This window comes from Vibrio jasicida CAIM 1864 = LMG 25398 (genome assembly GCF_000400365.1).
Taxonomy (GTDB): Bacteria; Pseudomonadota; Gammaproteobacteria; order Enterobacterales; family Vibrionaceae; genus Vibrio; species Vibrio jasicida.
This window is the reverse complement of sequence record NZ_BAOG01000053.1, coordinates 86,233-105,324: the sequence shown is the minus strand read 5'-3', so window position 1 is coordinate 105,324 and position 19,092 is coordinate 86,233. Positions and strand designations below refer to the sequence as shown.

The 19,092-nt window shown below is 44.7% G+C and carries 15 protein-coding genes and 2 tRNA genes; 4 read left to right on the top strand and 13 right to left on the bottom strand.

The window, feature by feature from the left end; genetic code table 11:
- Window positions 1–5 precede the first annotated feature (5 nt).
- The 9 genes from nusA to rlmE form a co-directional block, all read right to left on the bottom strand.
- On the bottom strand, window positions 6–1,493 hold the full coding sequence (gene nusA, locus VJL_RS14700; protein WP_038865878.1) for a transcription termination factor NusA: 1,488 nt from the start codon (window positions 1,491–1,493) through the stop codon (window positions 6–8).
- 36 nt (window positions 1,494–1,529) lie between these two features.
- On the bottom strand, window positions 1,530–1,985 hold the full coding sequence (rimP, locus tag VJL_RS14695) for a ribosome maturation factor RimP (RefSeq protein ID WP_038865875.1): 456 nt from the start codon (window positions 1,983–1,985) through the stop codon (window positions 1,530–1,532).
- A 227-nt stretch (window positions 1,986–2,212) separates the two neighbouring features.
- Window positions 2,213–2,289, bottom strand: a tRNA-Met gene (locus tag VJL_RS14690).
- 56 nt (window positions 2,290–2,345) lie between these two features.
- Window positions 2,346–2,429 (bottom strand) — tRNA-Leu (locus VJL_RS14685).
- Window positions 2,430–2,446: 17 nt separating this feature from the next.
- On the bottom strand, window positions 2,447–2,785 hold the full coding sequence (gene secG / locus VJL_RS14680; protein ID WP_010649836.1) for a preprotein translocase subunit SecG: 339 nt from the start codon (window positions 2,783–2,785) through the stop codon (window positions 2,447–2,449).
- 223 nt (window positions 2,786–3,008) lie between these two features.
- Window positions 3,009–4,349, bottom strand: a complete 1,341-nt coding sequence (gene glmM / locus VJL_RS14675) for a phosphoglucosamine mutase (RefSeq protein WP_038878962.1) — start codon at window positions 4,347–4,349, stop codon at window positions 3,009–3,011.
- A 19-nt stretch (window positions 4,350–4,368) separates the two neighbouring features.
- A complete protein-coding gene (gene folP / locus VJL_RS14670) occupies window positions 4,369–5,199 on the bottom strand; it encodes a dihydropteroate synthase (protein ID WP_038878960.1) in 831 nt (276 codons plus the stop codon).
- A 69-nt stretch (window positions 5,200–5,268) separates the two neighbouring features.
- On the bottom strand, window positions 5,269–7,248 hold the full coding sequence (ftsH, locus tag VJL_RS14665) for an ATP-dependent zinc metalloprotease FtsH (RefSeq protein WP_038865868.1): 1,980 nt from the start codon (window positions 7,246–7,248) through the stop codon (window positions 5,269–5,271).
- Between the two features lie 108 nt (window positions 7,249–7,356).
- Complete coding sequence (rlmE, locus tag VJL_RS14660) at window positions 7,357–7,986, bottom strand: 23S rRNA (uridine(2552)-2'-O)-methyltransferase RlmE (RefSeq protein ID WP_038878958.1); 630 nt, start codon at window positions 7,984–7,986, stop codon at window positions 7,357–7,359.
- Window positions 7,987–8,124: 138 nt separating this feature from the next.
- Between rlmE and yhbY the strand changes: the two genes are divergently transcribed.
- Window positions 8,125–8,421 (top strand): ribosome assembly RNA-binding protein YhbY, encoded by a 297-nt coding sequence (yhbY, locus tag VJL_RS14655; protein ID WP_005380066.1) that lies wholly within the window; start codon window positions 8,125–8,127, stop codon window positions 8,419–8,421.
- A gap of 79 nt (window positions 8,422–8,500) precedes the next feature.
- On the opposite strand, the gene greA is transcribed toward yhbY, so the two are convergent.
- Window positions 8,501–8,974, bottom strand: coding sequence for a transcription elongation factor GreA (gene greA, locus VJL_RS14650; protein WP_038865864.1), 474 nt, complete (start codon window positions 8,972–8,974; stop codon window positions 8,501–8,503).
- 535 nt (window positions 8,975–9,509) lie between these two features.
- Here greA and VJL_RS14645 point away from each other — a divergent pair.
- The gene (locus tag VJL_RS14645; protein ID WP_038865862.1) at window positions 9,510–10,514 is read left to right on the top strand and encodes a porin; all 1,005 of its coding nucleotides are present in this window, start codon (window positions 9,510–9,512) and stop codon (window positions 10,512–10,514) included.
- A gap of 117 nt (window positions 10,515–10,631) precedes the next feature.
- Window positions 10,632–12,056, top strand: coding sequence for a serine-type D-Ala-D-Ala carboxypeptidase (dacB, locus tag VJL_RS14640; protein ID WP_038878957.1), 1,425 nt, complete (start codon window positions 10,632–10,634; stop codon window positions 12,054–12,056).
- Here dacB and VJL_RS14635 read toward each other — a convergent pair.
- Window positions 12,035–12,880 (bottom strand): magnesium transporter, encoded by an 846-nt coding sequence (locus VJL_RS14635; protein ID WP_038878956.1) that lies wholly within the window; start codon window positions 12,878–12,880, stop codon window positions 12,035–12,037. The genes dacB and VJL_RS14635 overlap by 22 nt on opposite strands.
- A 421-nt stretch (window positions 12,881–13,301) precedes the next feature.
- A complete protein-coding gene (gene tyrS / locus VJL_RS14630) occupies window positions 13,302–14,489 on the bottom strand; it encodes a tyrosine--tRNA ligase (RefSeq protein WP_038865855.1) in 1,188 nt (395 codons plus the stop codon).
- Window positions 14,490–14,619: 130 nt separating this feature from the next.
- Here tyrS and shyC point away from each other — a divergent pair, with 130 nt between their 5' ends.
- Complete coding sequence (gene shyC / locus VJL_RS14625) at window positions 14,620–15,909, top strand: peptidoglycan DD-endopeptidase ShyC (protein ID WP_038878955.1); 1,290 nt, start codon at window positions 14,620–14,622, stop codon at window positions 15,907–15,909.
- 42 nt (window positions 15,910–15,951) lie between these two features.
- Here the strand turns inward: shyC and VJL_RS14620 are convergent, their stop codons facing one another.
- The gene (locus VJL_RS14620; protein WP_038878954.1) at window positions 15,952–19,086 is read right to left on the bottom strand and encodes an efflux RND transporter permease subunit; all 3,135 of its coding nucleotides are present in this window, start codon (window positions 19,084–19,086) and stop codon (window positions 15,952–15,954) included.
- Window positions 19,087–19,092: the final 6 nt, after the last annotated feature.

Here is a 19,092-nt window from a genome sequence, read left to right as displayed (position 1 = left end):
TGATATTATGCTTCTTCGCCGAACCAACAGATGTTACGTGCAGCCATGATAAGCTCACCTGCGCGTTCTTCTGTCAGGCCTTCAATACCTTCTAAATCGTCGATACCTTGGTCGGCTAGATCTTCTAGTGTTGCAACACCTTTCGCTGCTAGTTTGAACGCCATTTCACGCTCTAGACCTTCAAGACCTAGTAGGTCTTCAGCCGGCTCAAGACCTTCAAATGACTCTTCTTGTGCTAGTGCGATAGTGGTTAGTGCGTCTTTAGCACGGCTACGTAGTTCTTCAACAAGTTCTTCGTTAAGACCGTCTACGTCAAGCAGTTCGTTAACTGGTACGTATGCGATTTCTTCTAGCGTTGAGAAACCTTCTTCAACAAGCAGTTGAGCGAAGTCTTCTTCAATGTCTAGATACTTCATGAAGTTCTCGATTGATGCTTGAGATTCTTCAGCGTGTTTTTTCTGAAGATCTGCAACAGTCATTACATTCAGTTCCCAACCAGTTAGTTGAGACGCTAGACGAACGTTCTGACCTGCACGACCGATAGCTTGAGCTAGGTTATCTGCTTCAACTGCGATGTCCATTGAGTGTGCATCTTCATCAACAATGATTGATGCTACGTCAGCTGGCGCCATTGCATTGATAACAAACTGTGCTGGGTTATCATCCCAAAGAACGATATCGATACGCTCACCACCAAGTTCGCCAGATACTGCTTGTACACGTGCACCACGCATACCAACACAAGCGCCCACTGGGTCAATGCGTTTATCGTTTGTTTTAACCGCGATCTTAGCGCGAGAACCAGGATCACGTGCCGCACCTTTAAGCTCGATGATCTCTTCAGCGATCTCAGGCACTTCAACACGGAATAGTTCTGCCAGCATTTCAGGCTTAGAACGCGTGATGAACAGTTGGAAACCACGAGCTTCTGGAGCTACTTTGTACAGAAGACCACGAACACGGTCACCTGGACGGAAGTTTTCACGAGGAAGTTGGTCATCACGTAGGATTACCGCTTCAGCGTTGTTACCAAGGTCCATTACGACAGTTTCACGGTTTACTTTCTTAACAACGCCAGTGATAAGGTCACCTTCGTTGTCAATGAACTGTTCAACGATTTGTGCACGCTCAGCTTCACGTACTTTCTGTACGATAACTTGCTTAGCCGTTTGTGTCGTAATACGGTCAAAAGTAACTGAAGGGATATCATCTTCAACAAAGTCGCCTAGTTGAAGTTCTGGATCTTCATACTGTGCAGCTTCTAGTGAGATTTCTTTTGTTGGATTTTCAACATCTTCTACGATCAACCAACGACGAAATGTTTCGAATTCGCCCGTTTTACGGTCAATAGCAACACGTACGTCGATTTCGATCTCGTACTTTTTCTTAGTAGAAGTTGCTAGAGCAATCTCAAGAGCTTCAAAGATACGCTCACGAGGTACCGCTTTTTCATTCGATACCGCTTCTGCTACCGCTAAAATTTCTTTACTCATTGTATTTAGCCTCTAAGCTTAAACTTTTTTAGGGAACTAAAATTTAGGGATCAGGTTAGCTTTTGAAATGTTACTTAGAGCAAACTCTTCTTGTTGCCCTTCAACAGTAACCGCTATTGTCTCACCATCAACGCTGTGGATAGTACCTGCCCACTTGCGGCGGTTGGCAACAGCCATTTTCAATACGATGCTGACCTCGTGACCAATAAATTGCTCGTAATGTGCTGCTTTGAAAAGTGGTCTTTCTAAGCCTGGAGAAGAAACTTCTAGGCTGTAAGCAACAGAAATTGGATCTTCAACGTCTAATACTGCACTTACCTGATGGCTAACTTCTGCACAGGCATCTACATTGATGCCATTTTCATGGTCGATGTAAATACGTAACGTTGAGTGCGCACCCGCACGAATAAATTCTAATCCAACCAACTCGTAGCCTGATGCCTCTACTGGAGCTTCAAGCATTTCAGTAAGTTGTCTTTCTAAACCAGTCATTTTAACCACTCCAGAAACAAAAAAAGGGCTCAGAGCCCAATCAAAAAACCAAGCAGTATCTGAGAGATTATAAAAACTCAGATAACAAAAAACCCCGAAAGTCGGGGTTTTATGCTGCTGGACCCTGATACGTTAAGAATAGCCAAAAATGCTTTTCTTAACTCACAGTGTGGTTAGCACTGTGCAAACTTGCCAATCGCATCATTCTTTCCAATGAAAGAAGAGATTGGTTGCGGGGGCCGGATTTGAACCGACGACCTTCGGGTTATGAGCCCGACGAGCTACCAAGCTGCTCCACCCCGCGTCCGACTTGCTGAGCATTATACCCTCAAACAAGTGATTTACAAGTTTGTAAATTCATGGTGCCGAGAGAGGGACTCGAACCCTCACACCAAAGGCACTAGCACCTCATGCTAGCGTGTCTACCAATTTCACCATCTCGGCTCATAAACTTTTACAGCTTATTGAGGAATCTCATCACCAGTAGGTGCTGGAACTTCACTCGCTGCATCTTTAACTTGTTCTACAACTGGTTGACCTAACGTTGGGTCTACCCATTGTGACTCAGTCTTGTGCGTAGACATACGACCAAGTAGCAAGCTAATGATAAAAAATACGGTTGCTAAAATAGCAGTTGTTCGGGTTAAGAAATTACCTGAGCCGCTTGCGCCAAACACTGTGTTTGAAGCACCTGCACCGAACGAGGCTCCCATATCTGCGCCTTTACCTTGTTGAATCAACACAAGGCCAATCACACCAAGCGCCGCCAACAGGTAAATCACAAGTAGAACTGAAAACATTTTTTCCACCTATGTTCCAAATTGTTGAGCCAGCGCCGTTCAAAAATAATACTTTCATTTTAGAACAAGGCTAGCGACCTCCTAACGGGAGGCGGAGCAATACTAGCGAAAGCCAGTAACGCTGACAAGGGAAAATTAGCAAAAAATCAGCACCAACGCATTAAGCGCTCAAAAAAAGGGCAAAAGTTGCCCTTTTCTCTCGCAAAAGGCATTAAAGCAATGATTAACAACTCGCTTTTACAGCTTCCGCAATCTTAAGCGCAGAGCTTTGAACAAGATCTGCATCCTCACCTTCCACCATAACACGGATCAATGGCTCGGTGCCTGACTTACGAAGCAACACACGGCCCTTATCGCCTAACTCCGCTTCAACCGCCGCTACAGAGTCTAGTACGGCTTGCTCTTCAAGTGGATTGTTATCACCAGCAAAACGAACATTCTCAAGCACTTGAGGGTAAAGTGTCATACCTTGCGACAAATCGTGCAACGACATATCACTGCCAACTACAGACGCAATCACTTGCAGTGCAGCCACGATAGCATCACCCGTAGTTACTTTGTCTAGCAAGATAACGTGACCTGAATTTTCCGCGCCAATTTTCCAGCCTTTAGCAAGTAGCTGTTCCATGACATAACGGTCACCCACTGCTGCACGCACAAATGGAATGCCTAATTGTTTCAAACCATTTTCCATGCCTAGGTTTGTCATTAGCGTACCAACGACACCACCTTTTAGCTCACCACGACGCAGAGCATCACGTGCGATGATGTAAGCGATTTGGTCACCGTCAATCTTGTTGCCTAGATGGTCAACCATGATAATACGGTCACCGTCACCATCGAACGCCAAGCCGAGATGAGCTTGCTCTTCTACAACGCGCTTTTGTAAAGCACGAACGTCAGTCGCGCCAACTTCAGCGTTGATGTTAGTGCCGTTTGGCTCTACACCCATTGCGATCACTTCTGCACCTAACTCTTTAAATACGTTAGGAGCGATGTGGTAAGTCGCACCGTGTGCACAGTCAACGACAATCTTAAGACTTGCTAGGCTAAGCTCCGATGGGAATGTGCTCTTACAAAATTCAATGTAACGACCAGCAGCATCATTTAGACGTGTCGCTTTACCTAGCTCAGCAGACTCGACACACTCGATGTCTTTATCTAACTCAGCTTCAATAGCAAGCTCGATATCATCTGGTAATTTAGTACCTTCAGACGAGAAGAACTTGATACCGTTGTCGTAATAAGGGTTGTGTGAAGCAGAAATAACAATCCCCGCTTCCGCGCGGAAGGTTTGCGTTAGGTATGCCACCGCCGGTGTTGGCATCGGACCAGTAAAGGTCGCTTTTAACCCCGCAGCAGCAAGGCCGGCTTCCAGTGCAGATTCAAGCATATAACCAGAAATACGCGTATCTTTACCGATGATCACTTTCTTAGTACCTTGTTTTGCTAGTACACGACCAGCAGCCCAGCCAAGCTTAAGTACGAAATCAGGGGTAATTGGGTATTGTCCTACTTTCCCGCGCACACCGTCGGTACCAAAGTAACGTCTTTTATCAGACATAAAACTTTCCTTAATTCTTTTAGATATTATTTTTCGTCATCTCGACAATTTTCATTGCTTCAATGGTTTCTTCAAAATCATGAACTCGAATGATCTGTGCACCTTTCATCGCTGCCAAAGTCGCACAGACAACGCTTGCGTTAGCACACTCGCTCGCTGGCTTATCCAATAATTTAAAAATCATGGACTTACGCGAAATCCCAGCCAATATAGGTAAACCAAACTCATGAAACTTGTCGAGATGAGCAAGCATATGATAATTGTGTTCTATGGTTTTGCCAAAACCAAAACCAGGATCAAGAATAAGTTGTGACTTTTCGATCCCTACCGATTCGCACGTGGTAATACGTTCATGCAGAAATTCAGCCACATCACTCATCAAATCATCATAGTGAGGGTTGGCTTGCATGGTTCGAGGTTGCCCTTTCATGTGCATCAAACAGATTGGTAAGTTTGATGCAGCAGCCACCTCTAACGCTCCCGGCTCTTGAAGGGCGCGAACATCATTAATGAGATCTGCACCAGCCTCAATCGCTTGACGCATCACTTCAGCTTTACTGGTATCAACAGAAATCCAAACATCGTGCTTTTCACGGATAGCTTTGATCACAGGAATAACACGTTGCAACTCTTCTTCTAATGTAACGTCTGGCGCTCCGGGACGTGTTGATTCGCCACCGATGTCAATAATGCTCACTCCAGCCTTAATCATTTTCTCAGCTTGGATCAAAGCAGAATCAAGATTATTAAACTTGCCACCATCAGAGAATGAATCCGGCGTGACATTGAGAATCGCCATCACGTGAGGATGGGATAGGTTGAGGGATTTATTATTTGCTTTAATGATCATAGCTTTAATAATTACAACATAAACAAAAACCCCGAGCTTAACTCGGGGTTTATTATCAAAGACTACTCTTTATTCAGAGTCTTTCTTTTCTGGCACTTCGCTTGAAGTCGCTTCTTGAGTCGTTGATTGCTCTACTGGTTTAGTAGGCTCAACAGACTTCTCTTCCGCTTTTACTTCAGGCTTCGCTTGAGGCTTATCGTCGTCTTCTGGTTTATTAGTAGGTTTATCCCCCCAACCAGCAGGCTCACGAATATCTTCTTTACGTTCCATCAGGTCGTCAATTTGGCCAGCATCAATGGTTTCATACTTCATTAGCGCGTCTTTCATCGCATGCATGATGTCCATGTTATCTTCCAAAATTTGCTTCGCACGATCGTAGTTGCGGTCGATGATCTTACGGACTTCGTCATCGATAAGCTTCGCTGTATCATCAGACATGTGTTTAGTCTGCGTCACACTACGGCCAAGGAATACTTCACCTTCGTCTTCTGCATAAAGAAGCGGACCTAATTTTTCAGAGAAGCCCCACTGTGTCACCATCTTACGAGCAATATCTGTTGCACGTTCAATATCGTTGGATGCACCAGTTGATACTTTCTCTTTGCCGTAAATAAGCTCTTCAGCCAGTCGACCACCATACAAACTAGAAATCATCGACTCAAGATGTTGACGGTTCATGCTTACGCGGTCTTGCTCTGGTAAGTACATTGTCACACCAAGCGCACGTCCGCGTGGAATGATAGATACTTTATACACTGGATCATGTTCAGGCACGAGACGACCAACAATAGCGTGACCAGCTTCGTGGTAAGCCGTAGACTCTTTCGTCTCTTCAGACATCACCATTGAACGGCGCTCTGCACCCATCATGATTTTGTCTTTTGCTAGTTCAAACTCAACCATAGATACATTGCGTTTGTTGCCACGAGCAGCAAACAGTGCAGCTTCGTTGACCAAGTTAGCAAGATCAGCACCAGAGAAACCAGGCGTACCACGTGCAATGAGAGAAGGCTCTACATCGCCAGCAAGAGGTACTTTACGCATGTGTACTTTAAGGATCTGTTCACGACCACGTACATCAGGTAGACCAACCACAACTTGACGGTCAAAACGGCCTGGACGTAGCAACGCTGGGTCCAATACATCTGGACGGTTAGTCGCAGCGATAACGATGATACCTTCGTTACCTTCGAAACCATCCATTTCTACTAGCATTTGGTTAAGTGTTTGCTCACGTTCATCGTGACCACCACCAACACCAGCACCACGCTGACGACCTACCGCATCGATTTCATCAATAAAGATGATACAAGGTGCGGCTTTCTTTGCTTGTTCGAACATGTCACGCACACGAGATGCACCAACACCAACAAACATTTCTACGAAGTCAGAACCTGAGATAGTAAAGAATGGTACTTTTGCCTCACCTGCAATGGCTTTCGCTAATAGCGTTTTACCAGTACCCGGAGGACCAACCATTAGAACACCCGTTGGAATCTTACCGCCCAACTTCTGGAAACGGCTTGGGTCACGCAGATAGTCCACCAGTTCTTTAACATCTTCTTTTGCTTCATCACAGCCTGCGACATCAGCAAAAGTTGTCTTGATTTGTTCTTCGCTCATCATACGAGCTTTACTCTTACCGAAGGACATTGCGCCTTTACCGCCGCCGCCTTGCATTTGACGCATGAAGAAAATCCACACACCAATCAGTAAGATCATTGGGAACCAAGAAATAAAGATAGTACCAAGTAAGCTCTGCTCTTCAGGAGGCGTACCTTGTACTTTCACATTTTGGTTGATTAGGTCATCTAGAAGCTTCTGATCATACACTGGCATGTAGGTGACCATTTTGGCACCACCGCCACGACGAACGAAACTAATCTCACCGTCTTTAAAAGTTGCTTCTTGAATCTGGCCTTGGCCAACTTCCTGTACAAACGTGGTGTAGTCCACGGTTCTGCCGTTGCTCTCTCCAGGGCCAAAGCTCTGGAATACCGACATCAACACGACAGCGATAACAAGCCACAGAATTAAATTTTTTGCCATGTCACTCAAGGTGTCAGCCTCTCGATAACTAATTGTAATTAAAGGTAGGGTACTACAGTTTATTAGCTGTAGCTATAGTGTTAACCATGCTCTAAACGAGCGAAATAGTTAACCTTTGTAACCAGTGGCTACAACGAAGACTTCTCGTGAGCGAGCTCGCGATGAGTCTGGTTTTCTGATTTTTACGGCTTTAAACATGTTTCGGACTTCTTTAACGTACTCGTCGAAGCCTTCACCCTGGAAAACCTTTACGACAAAGCTACCATTAGGTGCTAGAACTTGTCGACACATATCTAAAGCCAATTCAACTAAATACATAGCTCGCGGCTGATCTACTGAGTTGTTGCCTGCAATATTAGGCGCCATATCAGACATTACTACGTCTACCATCGAAGGTTGGATTCTTTCCAACAACGCTTCTAATACCGCATCGTCACGAAAGTCACCTTGTAAGAAGCTTACACCAGCGATTGGATCCATTGGTAATAAGTCACACGCAATGATTTGTCCTTCGTCACCTAATATCTTAGCAGCATATTGAGACCAGCCCCCCGGAGCCGCGCCTAAATCGACGACAGTCATACCAGGTTTCAACAATTTATCTTTCGTTTGGATCTCATCAATTTTGAAGTAAGCACGAGAACGATAGCCTTTTTTACGAGCTTCGTTAGCGTATTTATCATCAAAGTGTTCTTTCAACCAACGACCAGAACTAGCCGAATGTTTTTGTTTACTCATTTTAATCCCAACAAGGCGTAAATAGGAGCTATTGTTCTAATAGGCTCAACCTATTGCTCAATAAATTATAGTCTTCAGCAATAGATGGCGTTAAAATAGCTTTTTTCAACCCTTATTTTAAAGAAAATTGGCCGCGTAATGAACCTAAGCACCAAACAAAAGCAGCACCTTAAAGGCCTGGCTCACAGTTTAAAACCTGTTGTGCTAATGGGCGCAAATGGACTTACAGAAGCCGTGCTAGCAGAAATTGAAATCGCTCTAAACCATCACGAACTGATCAAAGTGAAAGTTGCATCAGAAGACCGTGAGACAAAACAGCTAATCATCGACGCTATCGTACGTGAGACGGGCGCTGAAAAAGTTCAGACTATTGGTAAAGTACTTGTGCTATACCGCCAATCTGAAGAGCGTAAAATCGAAATTCCTCGTAAGTAATCTCAACTTACCCTATGGAAGAAGAAAAGGTCGCCAATGGCGACCTTTTTTGCATCTAACGATAAGACATATCGAGTGATTACACGTATTCTACGCTATCGATTTCGAAGTCTTTCGCACCACCTGGGGTTTGAATAACGACTTCGTCGCCTTCCATCTTACCAATCAAACCACGAGCAATTGGAGAACTAACAGAGATTCGACCCGATTTAATATCAGCTTCGTCATCACCAACAATTTGGTAAGTTTTTTCTTCTTCTGTATCGCAATCGATCAAAGTCACTGTTGAACCAAAAATCACTTTGCCTGTGTTGTCCATCTTGGTTACGTCGATAACCTGAGCCACAGACAGTTTGTATTCGATGTCACGGATTTGTGCTTCACAGATACCCTGCTCTTCTCGAGCCGCGTGGTATTCTGCATTTTCCTTCAAGTCACCAAGTTCGCGTGCTTCTGCGATTGCTTCTGAAATCTGTGGGCGAAGCTTTAGTAGACGATCGAGTTCTGTGCGTAGCAATTGTTCGCCACGCATTGTCATTGGAACTTTTTCCATTATATAACCTCAAGGCCAAAGGTGTCTTTGGACAAAAAAAGCCCACCCAACCAAATGGCTAGGTAGTGCGTTCGAAGATTTGTTTCAGTTAGTTTAAACAAACTCCGATATGAAATCACCCTAATTCGATTTCACAGCGTGACAGCGAAAGAAATACCTCGTCATGAATTGTTTTTAGATTTAACCATCATCGCAGTTTATTGGAAAACAACACTGTTCATTACACTAAAAACATCAAAAAAGATAAAAACAAATCAATGTCAGACCAATGTTAGCCTCAACCTAACCGTTTAAATACAACAACTTACACTAAAAACCCAAACAATTGAACACTGTTCATTAGTTGGATTTATATCATTTTACTAACTCATAAGGAAACTTTAGCAGTAAAACATGTCCGGCAAGCTGTTACGTCATAGCTTTTTCGAATGTGGGCGATTCTCACGAGTGAAACTATACGCACAACAACAGCTTGTGAGAGATAACCTCTCCCCCATAAAACAATGATTATGGACAGCTAACTAGGACAAATAAGATGAAAAAGACTCTAATTGCTCTTTCTGTATCTGCAGCAGCTATGGCAACTGGCGTTAACGCAGCTGAACTTTACAACCAAGACGGCACTTCTCTAGAAATGGGCGGCCGTGCTGAAGCACGTCTATCTATGAAAGATGGCGACGTAGCGGATAACTCTCGCATCCGTCTAAACTTCCTTGGTACTCAAGCAATCAACGACAACCTATACGGTGTTGGTTTCTGGGAAGGTGAGTTCACTACAGCTGAAGAAGGCGGCGTAGACGGCAACAGCAATCTAGACACTCGTTACGCATACGCTGGTCTAGGCGGTGCTTTCGGTGAAGTTACTTACGGTAAGAATGACGGTGCGCTAGGCGTTATCACTGACTTCACAGATATCATGGCTTACGCTGGTAACACAGCTGCTGACAAACTAGCTGCGGCTGACCGTTCAGACAACATGTTCTCTTACAAAGGCCAATTCGAAAACCTAGCAGTTAAAGCTAGCTACCGTTTTGCTGACCGTGTAGAAGAAAACGGCGCATACAAAGACAACGGCGAAGATGGCTACTCTCTATCTGCAATCTACACTCTAGGTGACACTGGTCTTGACCTAGGTGCTGGTTACGCAGATCAAGCTGACGCTAACGAATACATGCTTGCTGCTTCTTACACTATGAGCGATCTATACTTCGCTGGTGTATTCACTGACGGCGAAAAAGAAGCTGACTTCAAAAACACTGTAGACTACACAGGTTACGAACTAGCGGGTGCTTACACTCTAGGTCAAACTGTGTTCACTTCTACGTACAACAACGCAGAGACAAACGGCGATACTTCAGCGAACAACTTCGCTATCGACGCGTCTTACTACTTCAAGCCTAACTTCCGTGGTTACGTATCGTACAACTTCAACCTAATTGATGCTGGCGATAAAATGGGTTCAACTGAATTCGCTAACCACAAAGCGACTAAAGCTGACGCAGAAGACGAGCTAGCTCTAGGCCTACGTTACGACTTCTAATTCAGTCTTAAGACTTGAAGATAAAATGCTCGCACTATGCGGGCATTTTTTATATCCAGAATTCTGCAATTTTTCGGTATATACTCAATTGCATAACTAACCTCACGAACTGTCATTATGCGCTTACGTTGGTCTTTATTACTTTTTTCTAGTCTCGCCCCACTTACATCTATGGCTTATCCTCATAAAGAGGTTTTGCCAGAAGGCTCCCGTGTCAGCTTGATTGCTGAAAAACTCAACGACCAAAGCGAGCTAACCGGTATTAATCCAACCGACCAATATTTCCCGCCAGCTAGCACGCTAAAAGTCGTCACCGCTTTGGCTGCGAAACTTGAATTGGGAAACAACTTTGCTTTTCGCACTACCCTAGAAAGCTCTAGCTCGGACGCCGTCATTCATTTTTCTGGTGATCCAACGTTGTTGACTGACGATCTCAAAAATCTACTGACTCGCGCAAAGAAAAACGGTTTAACGCAAATCAAAGGCGACCTATGGCTTGATAATAGTGCCTTTACTGGATATAACCGCGCGGTCGGTTGGCCGTGGGACATTCTAGGGGTTTGTTATAGTGCGCCAGCATCGGCGATCACTCTAAATGACAACTGTGTTCAAGCTTCCATCTACACCAAGAAAAACGGTTCAACACGGGTTTATGTTCCTGAACATCAACCAATTAATGTCAGCACTAGTGTAAAAACCGTGTCTAGAAGCGTCCAAAAGAGCCGTCATTGCGATTTAGACCTAATTGCCAAGCCCGACAACCATTATGAACTTAACGGCTGCCTCGTTGACCGAGGGGACAAACCGTTACCTCTTAAATTTGCCGTACAAGACCCAGAAAGTTACACCAGCAAAAAATTAGAGAAGTTGCTTAAACAAGTTGGAATCAGCTTGAAAGGCAATATCCGTATCGGCACGCCTCCAGAAAAGCAGCGTAAATTGCTCGCGATACATAGATCGAAGCCTTTACCTCAATTGTTGGATCAAATGCTTAAACGCTCTGATAACCTTATTGCCGATACACTGACCAAAACATTGGGCGCGAAGTTTTTTGTCCAGGCGGGAAGCTTCGCTAATGGTACAGAAGCGATCAAGCAAATTATTTTTGCCAATACTGGAGTCGATATTCGTAATGCAAGACTAGAAGATGGCTCTGGCTTATCACGTAACAACCGAATCTCAGCGACCTCTATGGCGGCAATCCTGCGTTACATTTGGCAGCATGAGAAGGAACTCAACCTAATCGCCATCATGCCAAAGTCAGGTGAGTCTGGGACTTTGCAGTACCGAAAAAGTATGCGTAAAGCACCGATCAAAGGGCAGTTGATAGCAAAGAGTGGCTCGTTATACGGGACTTACAATATGGCAGGGTATGGGTTAGATAAGAATGGTAAACCAAACACTGTGTTTGTTCAGTTTGTATCGGATTATTTCCCAGAAAAAAGGGACGATAACAAACCTGTCGTCGCCCCTATTACGCGTTTTGAAAAACTCTTCTATCAAGACATTATCAGCTTCAGTCAGGCAATACCTAAGAAGTAGTTAACAACGGTAAAGTAAATCCACATACCTGAGATATCAACAATTGATGCTAAAACTGGGCTCACCAAAACGGCAGGGTCCAGTTTAAATGCTCGAGCAATAATAGGCAGTAGCCCACCTAATGTCGTCGAAATCGTCACCTGAATAAACAGAGCGACTGCAATAGCAAATGCGATGGTTTCAAGCTCAAAACCGCCCGTTGATTGATTACCGCTAAACAGGATAATTCTGCCAATCATCACGATAGAAATCGTAAACGCGATACATAAAGCGACGCGGCTTTCTTTCCAAAGCACTGCAAGCCATTGACGCTTCTTAAGCTCCCCAGTTGCAAGAGCTCGGATAACTAACGTAGCCGCCTGCGTTCCTGTATTACCACCAGCAGCAGCAATCACAGGCATGTATACAGCCAGCAAAACCAATTGGCTTAGTGTGTCCTCGTATTGAGCGATGATAAGTCCAGAGACAATACCAAGTAATGCAAGGGCAATGATCCAGCCAATACGCTGCTTCACATGCTCGATAACACTCGTCGATAAATAACCGTCCGGTGTATCAACCTCTGACATATGCAGCCCTAGCTGGTGCGCATAATGTCTCGCTCGTTTGTCATACCCTGCTTGTTCTAGTTGAGCAATTAGGCTGTTCACATAACCAACCGAGCAGTGCTGTAAAATACCGACGGCTTCGTCGATAGGCATTACGGTCAATAAGTGTAGCTGTTGCTCCTGCTCATATTGCAGAAATGCATTACGAGCGGCACCAATTTCAACCTCTGAGAAGTTTGGTGTTGTTTCAATAAAAGTGTTGTTCATTACCGTCATGGCGAATCTCCCGATTGGCATTGGTAACGACCATCGACAACGCACGCAAAAGGTTGTTCGCGCACTTGCTTTCTATATAACAAAATCAAGATGCGTGAAGACATCAATGCAATTGCACTGTCTGTTCAGAATTAGTTGAAGGAAATAACAAGAAGGAAAAATAGAAAAGATGCCTTACCACTCAGGTAAGGCGGAGATCGCCAATACCGAAGCAGGTTATTTCGCTCCCTTAATCTTACTCACCCAGCAACTGGGAGGATGGTCGGTATTGTTCATGTAAATCTCCGATAAAGCTGCTCATTTTGCAGCGCGCGTATAGTAACAAAGTTCATCTGTTTTTACAGTCAATGTCACACGATTTCACTAAATTTTAATACAAAAAAAGCGCCGAGTAGGCGCTTTCATTTTGGGCAGTTATTGATTACTTAATAGTAATACGTGCAAATTTGCGTTTGCCAACTTGGAATACGTAAGTTCCAGATTCTGGCGCAAACTTCGCATCAGCAACTTTCTCGCCTTCAATCTTAGCTGCGCCTTGTTTAACCATGCGCATTGCTTCAGAAGTTGAAGCACATAGACCTGCTTCTTTCAGTAGGTTTGCTACTGGTGTGCCCGCTTCAAAATCAAACTCAGGCATTTCATCTGGAATTTGGTTCTTAGCAAAACGGTTCACGAATTCTTGCTCTGCCGCATCAGCATCCGCTTCACTATGGAAACGAGCAATGATTTCTTTCGCTAGCAGTACTTTGATATCACGAGGGTTCTTACCTGCTTCCACATCAGCTTTGAACTGTGCAATTTCTTCCAATGGACGGAAAGACAGTAGCTCGTAGTAGCTCCACATTAGATCGTCAGAGATAGACATGATCTTACCAAACATTTCGCTTGGCGCTTCGCTAATACCAATGTAGTTACCAGAAGATTTAGACATCTTCTTCTCACCGTCTAGACCAACAAGCAGTGGCATCATTAATACCACTTGTGGTTTTTGACCGTGAGATTTTTGCAGTTCACGACCCATTAGTAGGTTGAACTTCTGGTCAGTACCACCAAGCTCAACGTCTGTTTCCATTGCTACTGAGTCCCAACCTTGCAGTAGTGGGTACATAAACTCATGAATAGCGATTGGCTGACCACCTGCGTAACGCTTTTTAAAATCGTCACGTTCTAGCATACGTGCAACCGTTTGGTTTGCCGCTAGACGAATCATACCCTCGGCACCAAGCTCAGATAGCCACTCAGAGTTGAACTGAATCTTAGTCTTAGCCGGATCAAGAATCTTAAATACTTGCTCTTTGTATGTCTCTGCATTGCGCAATACGTCTTCACGGCTAAGTGGAGGACGCGTTGTGTTCTTACCTGTTGGGTCGCCAACCATTGCAGTGAAGTCACCGATTAGGAACGTCACTTCATGACCTAGCTCTTGGAACAAGCGAAGCTTATTGAAAATAACCGTATGGCCTAGGTGGATGTCAGGTGCTGTTGGATCGGCACCGAGTTTAATACGTAGAGGACGGCCTTCTTTTAGTTTCGCGATCAGCTCTTCTTCTGGAATCAGCTCTTCAACACCGCGCTTAATCTCGGCTAATGCAGCTTCAATGCTCGCCATTCTTGTTCACTCCCACAGATTTGGCAAAAATATAATAGCTGAACATCTTACTTGAATAGCGATGCATTTTGAAACACGTTAGACTAGGTAGTTGTCAATTTTTACGTTTAATTTAGCAATCAAGTACCTTATGCATTCGATTTTTGTCAGACTCCCACTCTTGCACAAAGTATTGATCGGCTTTTTTAGTGCCCTCATCATCTTTGCACTATTCTTTTTGCCTGATCCGCAAGACCTCGACCCGCAGCAAAGCCGACTCAAAGTTGGTGAGCACTATTCGGTACCAATTTCTGTAGAATCTCCCGAGCGCAGCGCCTCTTCTAATCTTCCTTCTGTTTTGCGTTGGGAAACCTACAAAGTCAAAAATGGCGAAAGCGCTGCCGTCCTGTTTAATCGTGTAGGGCTCTCCCCTCGTCTTCTTCACGAACTCATCACTTCAGATAAAGAGATCAAAGCGCAGCTTACTCGGCTTCGTCCCGGAGACCGATTGCAATTTGGTTTTGATGAAAATAACGATTTTATACAGCTAAAACGTACATTGAATGCTTTTGAAACTTTCCGTATCAAGTTGCAGGGAAGTAAATACGTCTCTGAAGTCGACAAAAAAGAAGTCGACTATCAATACAACTACGCCGAAGCGACGATTAAATCTAACTTCTGGAATGCTGGTATTTCATCGGGATTGAATGCAAATCAAATCATGGAGCTGGCGGGAATCTTTGGTTGGGATATCGACTTTGCGCTGGATATTCGTAAAAACGACATCTTCCGAGTACTTTATCAAGAAGAGGTCGTCGAGGGCGAAGTCATTGGACGTGGTAAGATCATCGCCGCAGTCTTTAAAAACCAAGGTGACACCTTCACCGCGATTTTAGATGAGAAGAGTGGTAAGTACTTCGACGAAAATGGTCGAGCAATGAAAAAGGCCTTCTTACGTGCGCCTCTGGATTTCCGCCGTGTAACCTCAAACTTCAACCCTCGTCGCCTTCACCCAGTAACCGGGAAAGTTCGCCCTCACCGTGGTACAGACTATGCAGCACCAGTTGGTACTCCAATTTGGGCTGCGGGCAACGGCGTAGTGCTTAAGTCGGCTTACAACAAATTCAATGGTAACTACGTCTTCATTAAACACAGCAATACCTATGTGACTAAGTACTTACACTTAACCAAACGTATGGTGAAGACAGGTCAACGTGTTAAACAAGGACAAACGATTGGTACTCTAGGTGGTACTGGACGAGTAACCGGACCTCACCTGCATTATGAGTTCTTAGTAAACGGCGTACACAAGAACGCAAGGACGGTAAAATTGCCGCAATCGAAATCTTTGACGGGGAAAGCAAAGCAAACCTTTATGGCTAACGCGAAAATCAGCATGGCGAAGCTTGACCGTTACAGTAAGTTACTCGCAATGAAATAATGTTGAGTGATGCGAGTAAAAATTGAATCACCAAGAGGCAGCCTAGGCTGCCTCTTTTGTTTCTGTTTGAGAATCATCAATATTATGCTCACGTCCAAGCATTAGCAGGCAAGGCGTTAAAACCAAAGTCAGCACGGTCGCAAATGCCAAGCCACCAGCAACTGCGGTTGCTAATTGTGACCACCACTGGGTACTTGGTGCGCCAAATTCAACTTTTTGATTCACCAAATCGATGTTCATTTCTAACACCATTGGCAACAAACCTAATATGGTCGTCACTGTGGTAAGCAACACAGGGCGCAAGCGCTGAACCCCAGTCCGTAATATCGCGTCTGACTTTTCTAGACCACGTTTACGCATTTGGTTATAGGTGTCGATCAATACGATGTTGTTGTTTACAACAATACCAGCCAACGCAATCACCCCAATACCCGACATAATGATGCCGAACGGTTTTTGGAAGATGAGCAAGCCAGCAAACACACCAACCGTAGAGAACAGCACAGCACTTAAAATCAAAAATGCTTGGTAGAAGCTGTTGAATTGAGTAATCAAAATCAACGCCATCACACCTAGTGCAACCATAAAGGCACTTTTTAAAAACGCAGAAGAGTTTTCTTGCTCCTCGTTTTGACCGCGAATTTTAAACTCAATACCAGCAGGCAAGCCCAGCTGCTCTACTTCTGCAGCTATCTTTGGTAATTCAAGAGCAAGGTTATAGCCTTCAACCATGTCTGCTTTGATGTTCACTACGCGTCGGCCATCAACACGTCGAATTGTATCTTGCTTGTGGTCTGGCTTAATCTGCGCAAAGTTCGTGATCGGCACTAAGCCGGCCGCCGTTTTTACACGTAATTGGTCAAACCGACCGATATCCCGCTTCTCTTGCGGATAACGCACTAAGATATCGACTTCTTCATCGGCATCATCGGGCAGATAATCACCAATCTTCAAACCGTTAGTCACAAACTGGACAGTATTACCAACCAAAGTCGCATCAGCGGCAAAGCGAGAAGCATCGTCCCTGCGAATATCAATCTGCCAGTCAATCCCCTCTTTATTAGTGGTATCACTCAAGTTAGTTAAAGCGGGATTGCGATCAGCCCAGTAACGAACCATTTTGGCCGCACTGTCTAACTGATCAATGCTTGAGTTTTGTGCCGACATTTCAATGACGAGATCATGCTCTACTGGCGGACCAGCATCGGGGAATTTGTACTCCAACTCTACACCTGAGAATTGATTAGTAGTCTGTTTGAGCTCTTCAATGATGTCTTTCACTTTGCGACGATATTGCCAATCGACAGGCGTAATCTGAATCTGACCAATCTCATCACCATCATTTGAATCCGTTCCGGTACGCGTATAGACACTCTCAAACTCATCGTGTCCTAGCATGACTTTTTCGATCTCTTTCATCACGACGTCTTTTTCGTTGATCGATAAATCACCGTAAGAACGCACCTTGACGGTAAAGAATGCAGGATCTACCTCTGGAAAAAACTCCGCACCTAAGCCAGCTTTGCTGTAAGTAAAACCGACTCCACCCGCAAGCAATATCGCACTAAGTAACACTTTAAGTGGGTGCTTAATCGCAATCGACAACGTACGATAGTAAAGCTTTGTAATGCCCGTCGCTTTCTCAAACTCTCCGTTGTGCAAGTCAACCATCTCTTGCTGGCTTTTCTGGTTAACAGCTTGAGGCTTACCGATGATTCCGCCTATAACCGGCACAAATAACAACGCCATTACAAGAGAAGCAGTCAAGGTTGCAATTAAGGTTAATGGTAAATACTTCATGAACTCGCCAGTAATATCTGGCCAAAAGAGTAATGGAGCAAATGCGGCGAGAGTGGTGGCCGTAGAAGCTGTAATCGGCCATGCCATACGTTTTGCAGCATCACGATAGGCTTCTTTACGTGGTATACCCTCTTGCATCCGCCTATCGGCAAACTCTGTCACGACAATTGCCCCATCAACGAGCATGCCGACTGCCATGATGAGAGCAAACAACACAACAATGTTGACCGTTAAGCCAAATACCGACAGAACTAATAACCCCGTCAGGAAAGAACCCGGAATAGAGATCCCAACAAGCAACGCCGTTCGAACCCCAAGAATTGCAATGATAACAATCACCACAAGAATGATTGCCGAGAGAATGTTGTTTTGCAGATCGTTGAGCATCAGTTTGACGTCATTAGACTGATCCCACGTGTATTTGACTTGTAGGTTATTCGGCCACTCTGAACGCTTTTGTGCCTCGAGCATTACTTGTTTGACTAACTCAACTGTCTCAATGATGTTTTCACCCGCGCGCTTTTTGACGTTGAGAACAACAGCAGGATTACCATCTAAGCGAGCAAAACTCTCAGGATCACGAAACGCCCTACGCACCGTCGCCACATCTCCAAAGGTAATCACCTCTTTGCCATTAACTTTAATTGGCAACTCTAAGACGTCTTTTAAAGAATCAAAAACAGAAGGGACTTTAACTGAGAAACGACCATATCCCGTATCGACAAAACCTGCTGCTACGACACGGTTGTTTAACGCGATCAAGTTGTAGATATCCGCTTGATCCAAACCGTAGCTTTCCATCAGCAATGGATCGACGACGATCTCTACAATGTCCTCCCGATCTCCCGCAATATCGACTTCTAGCACCTGACGATAGCTTTCTAATTTATCGCGAAGTACACGGGCAATTTGTACGGTTGTACGTTCTGGTACAGTCCCGTAAAGCACAACCGTAAGTACTGGTTCTTCAGAGGCAAATGTGACTTCATTTACGGTCGGTTCATCGCTGTCTTCTGGCAACTTCGGCTTAGCTAGATCGACAGCATCACGCACATCGGCCATTGCTTCAGCAAGATCGACGCCTACACTGAACTCTAACGTCACAGAGGCATGACCTTCTGAAGCCACAGCGGTCATTTCTTTTACGCCTTCAATCGAACGCAACTCTTGCTCTATTGGGCGTACCAATAAGCGTTCTGCATCTGTTGGTGAAATCCCCTGATGCCCAACAGAAACATAAATGATTGGGATAGTGATGTCGGGACTCGACTCTTTGGGGATCGTGATGTAGGTGATCACACCTGCAATCAAAATCATCACCAACAAGGTGAGCATGGTACGTGCACGCGATAACGCAGCATCAATCAAAGCAAACATATTGCC

Coding starts and splice junctions, on each gene's coding strand:
- tyrS (WP_038865855.1), bottom strand. CDS start 14,489: ATGGCGAGCATTGAAGCTGCATTAGCCGAGATTAAGCGCGGTGTTGAA.
- VJL_RS14620 (WP_038878954.1), bottom strand. CDS start 19,086: ATGTTTGCTTTGATTGATGCTGCGTTATCGCGTGCACGTACCATGCTC.
- shyC (WP_038878955.1), top strand. CDS start 14,620: ATGCATTCGATTTTTGTCAGACTCCCACTCTTGCACAAAGTATTGATC.
- rlmE (WP_038878958.1), bottom strand. CDS start 7,986: ATGAGTAAACAAAAACATTCGGCTAGTTCTGGTCGTTGGTTGAAAGAA.
- secG (WP_010649836.1), bottom strand. CDS start 2,785: ATGTTTTCAGTTCTACTTGTGATTTACCTGTTGGCGGCGCTTGGTGTG.
- ftsH (WP_038865868.1), bottom strand. CDS start 7,248: ATGGCAAAAAATTTAATTCTGTGGCTTGTTATCGCTGTCGTGTTGATG.
- greA (WP_038865864.1), bottom strand. CDS start 8,974: ATGGAAAAAGTTCCAATGACAATGCGTGGCGAACAATTGCTACGCACA.
- VJL_RS14635 (WP_038878956.1), bottom strand. CDS start 12,880: ATGACGGTAATGAACAACACTTTTATTGAAACAACACCAAACTTCTCA.
- rimP (WP_038865875.1), bottom strand. CDS start 1,985: ATGACTGGTTTAGAAAGACAACTTACTGAAATGCTTGAAGCTCCAGTA.
- nusA (WP_038865878.1), bottom strand. CDS start 1,493: ATGAGTAAAGAAATTTTAGCGGTAGCAGAAGCGGTATCGAATGAAAAA.
- dacB (WP_038878957.1), top strand. CDS start 10,632: ATGCGCTTACGTTGGTCTTTATTACTTTTTTCTAGTCTCGCCCCACTT.
- glmM (WP_038878962.1), bottom strand. CDS start 4,349: ATGTCTGATAAAAGACGTTACTTTGGTACCGACGGTGTGCGCGGGAAA.
- VJL_RS14645 (WP_038865862.1), top strand. CDS start 9,510: ATGAAAAAGACTCTAATTGCTCTTTCTGTATCTGCAGCAGCTATGGCA.
- yhbY (WP_005380066.1), top strand. CDS start 8,125: ATGAACCTAAGCACCAAACAAAAGCAGCACCTTAAAGGCCTGGCTCAC.
- folP (WP_038878960.1), bottom strand. CDS start 5,199: ATGATCATTAAAGCAAATAATAAATCCCTCAACCTATCCCATCCTCAC.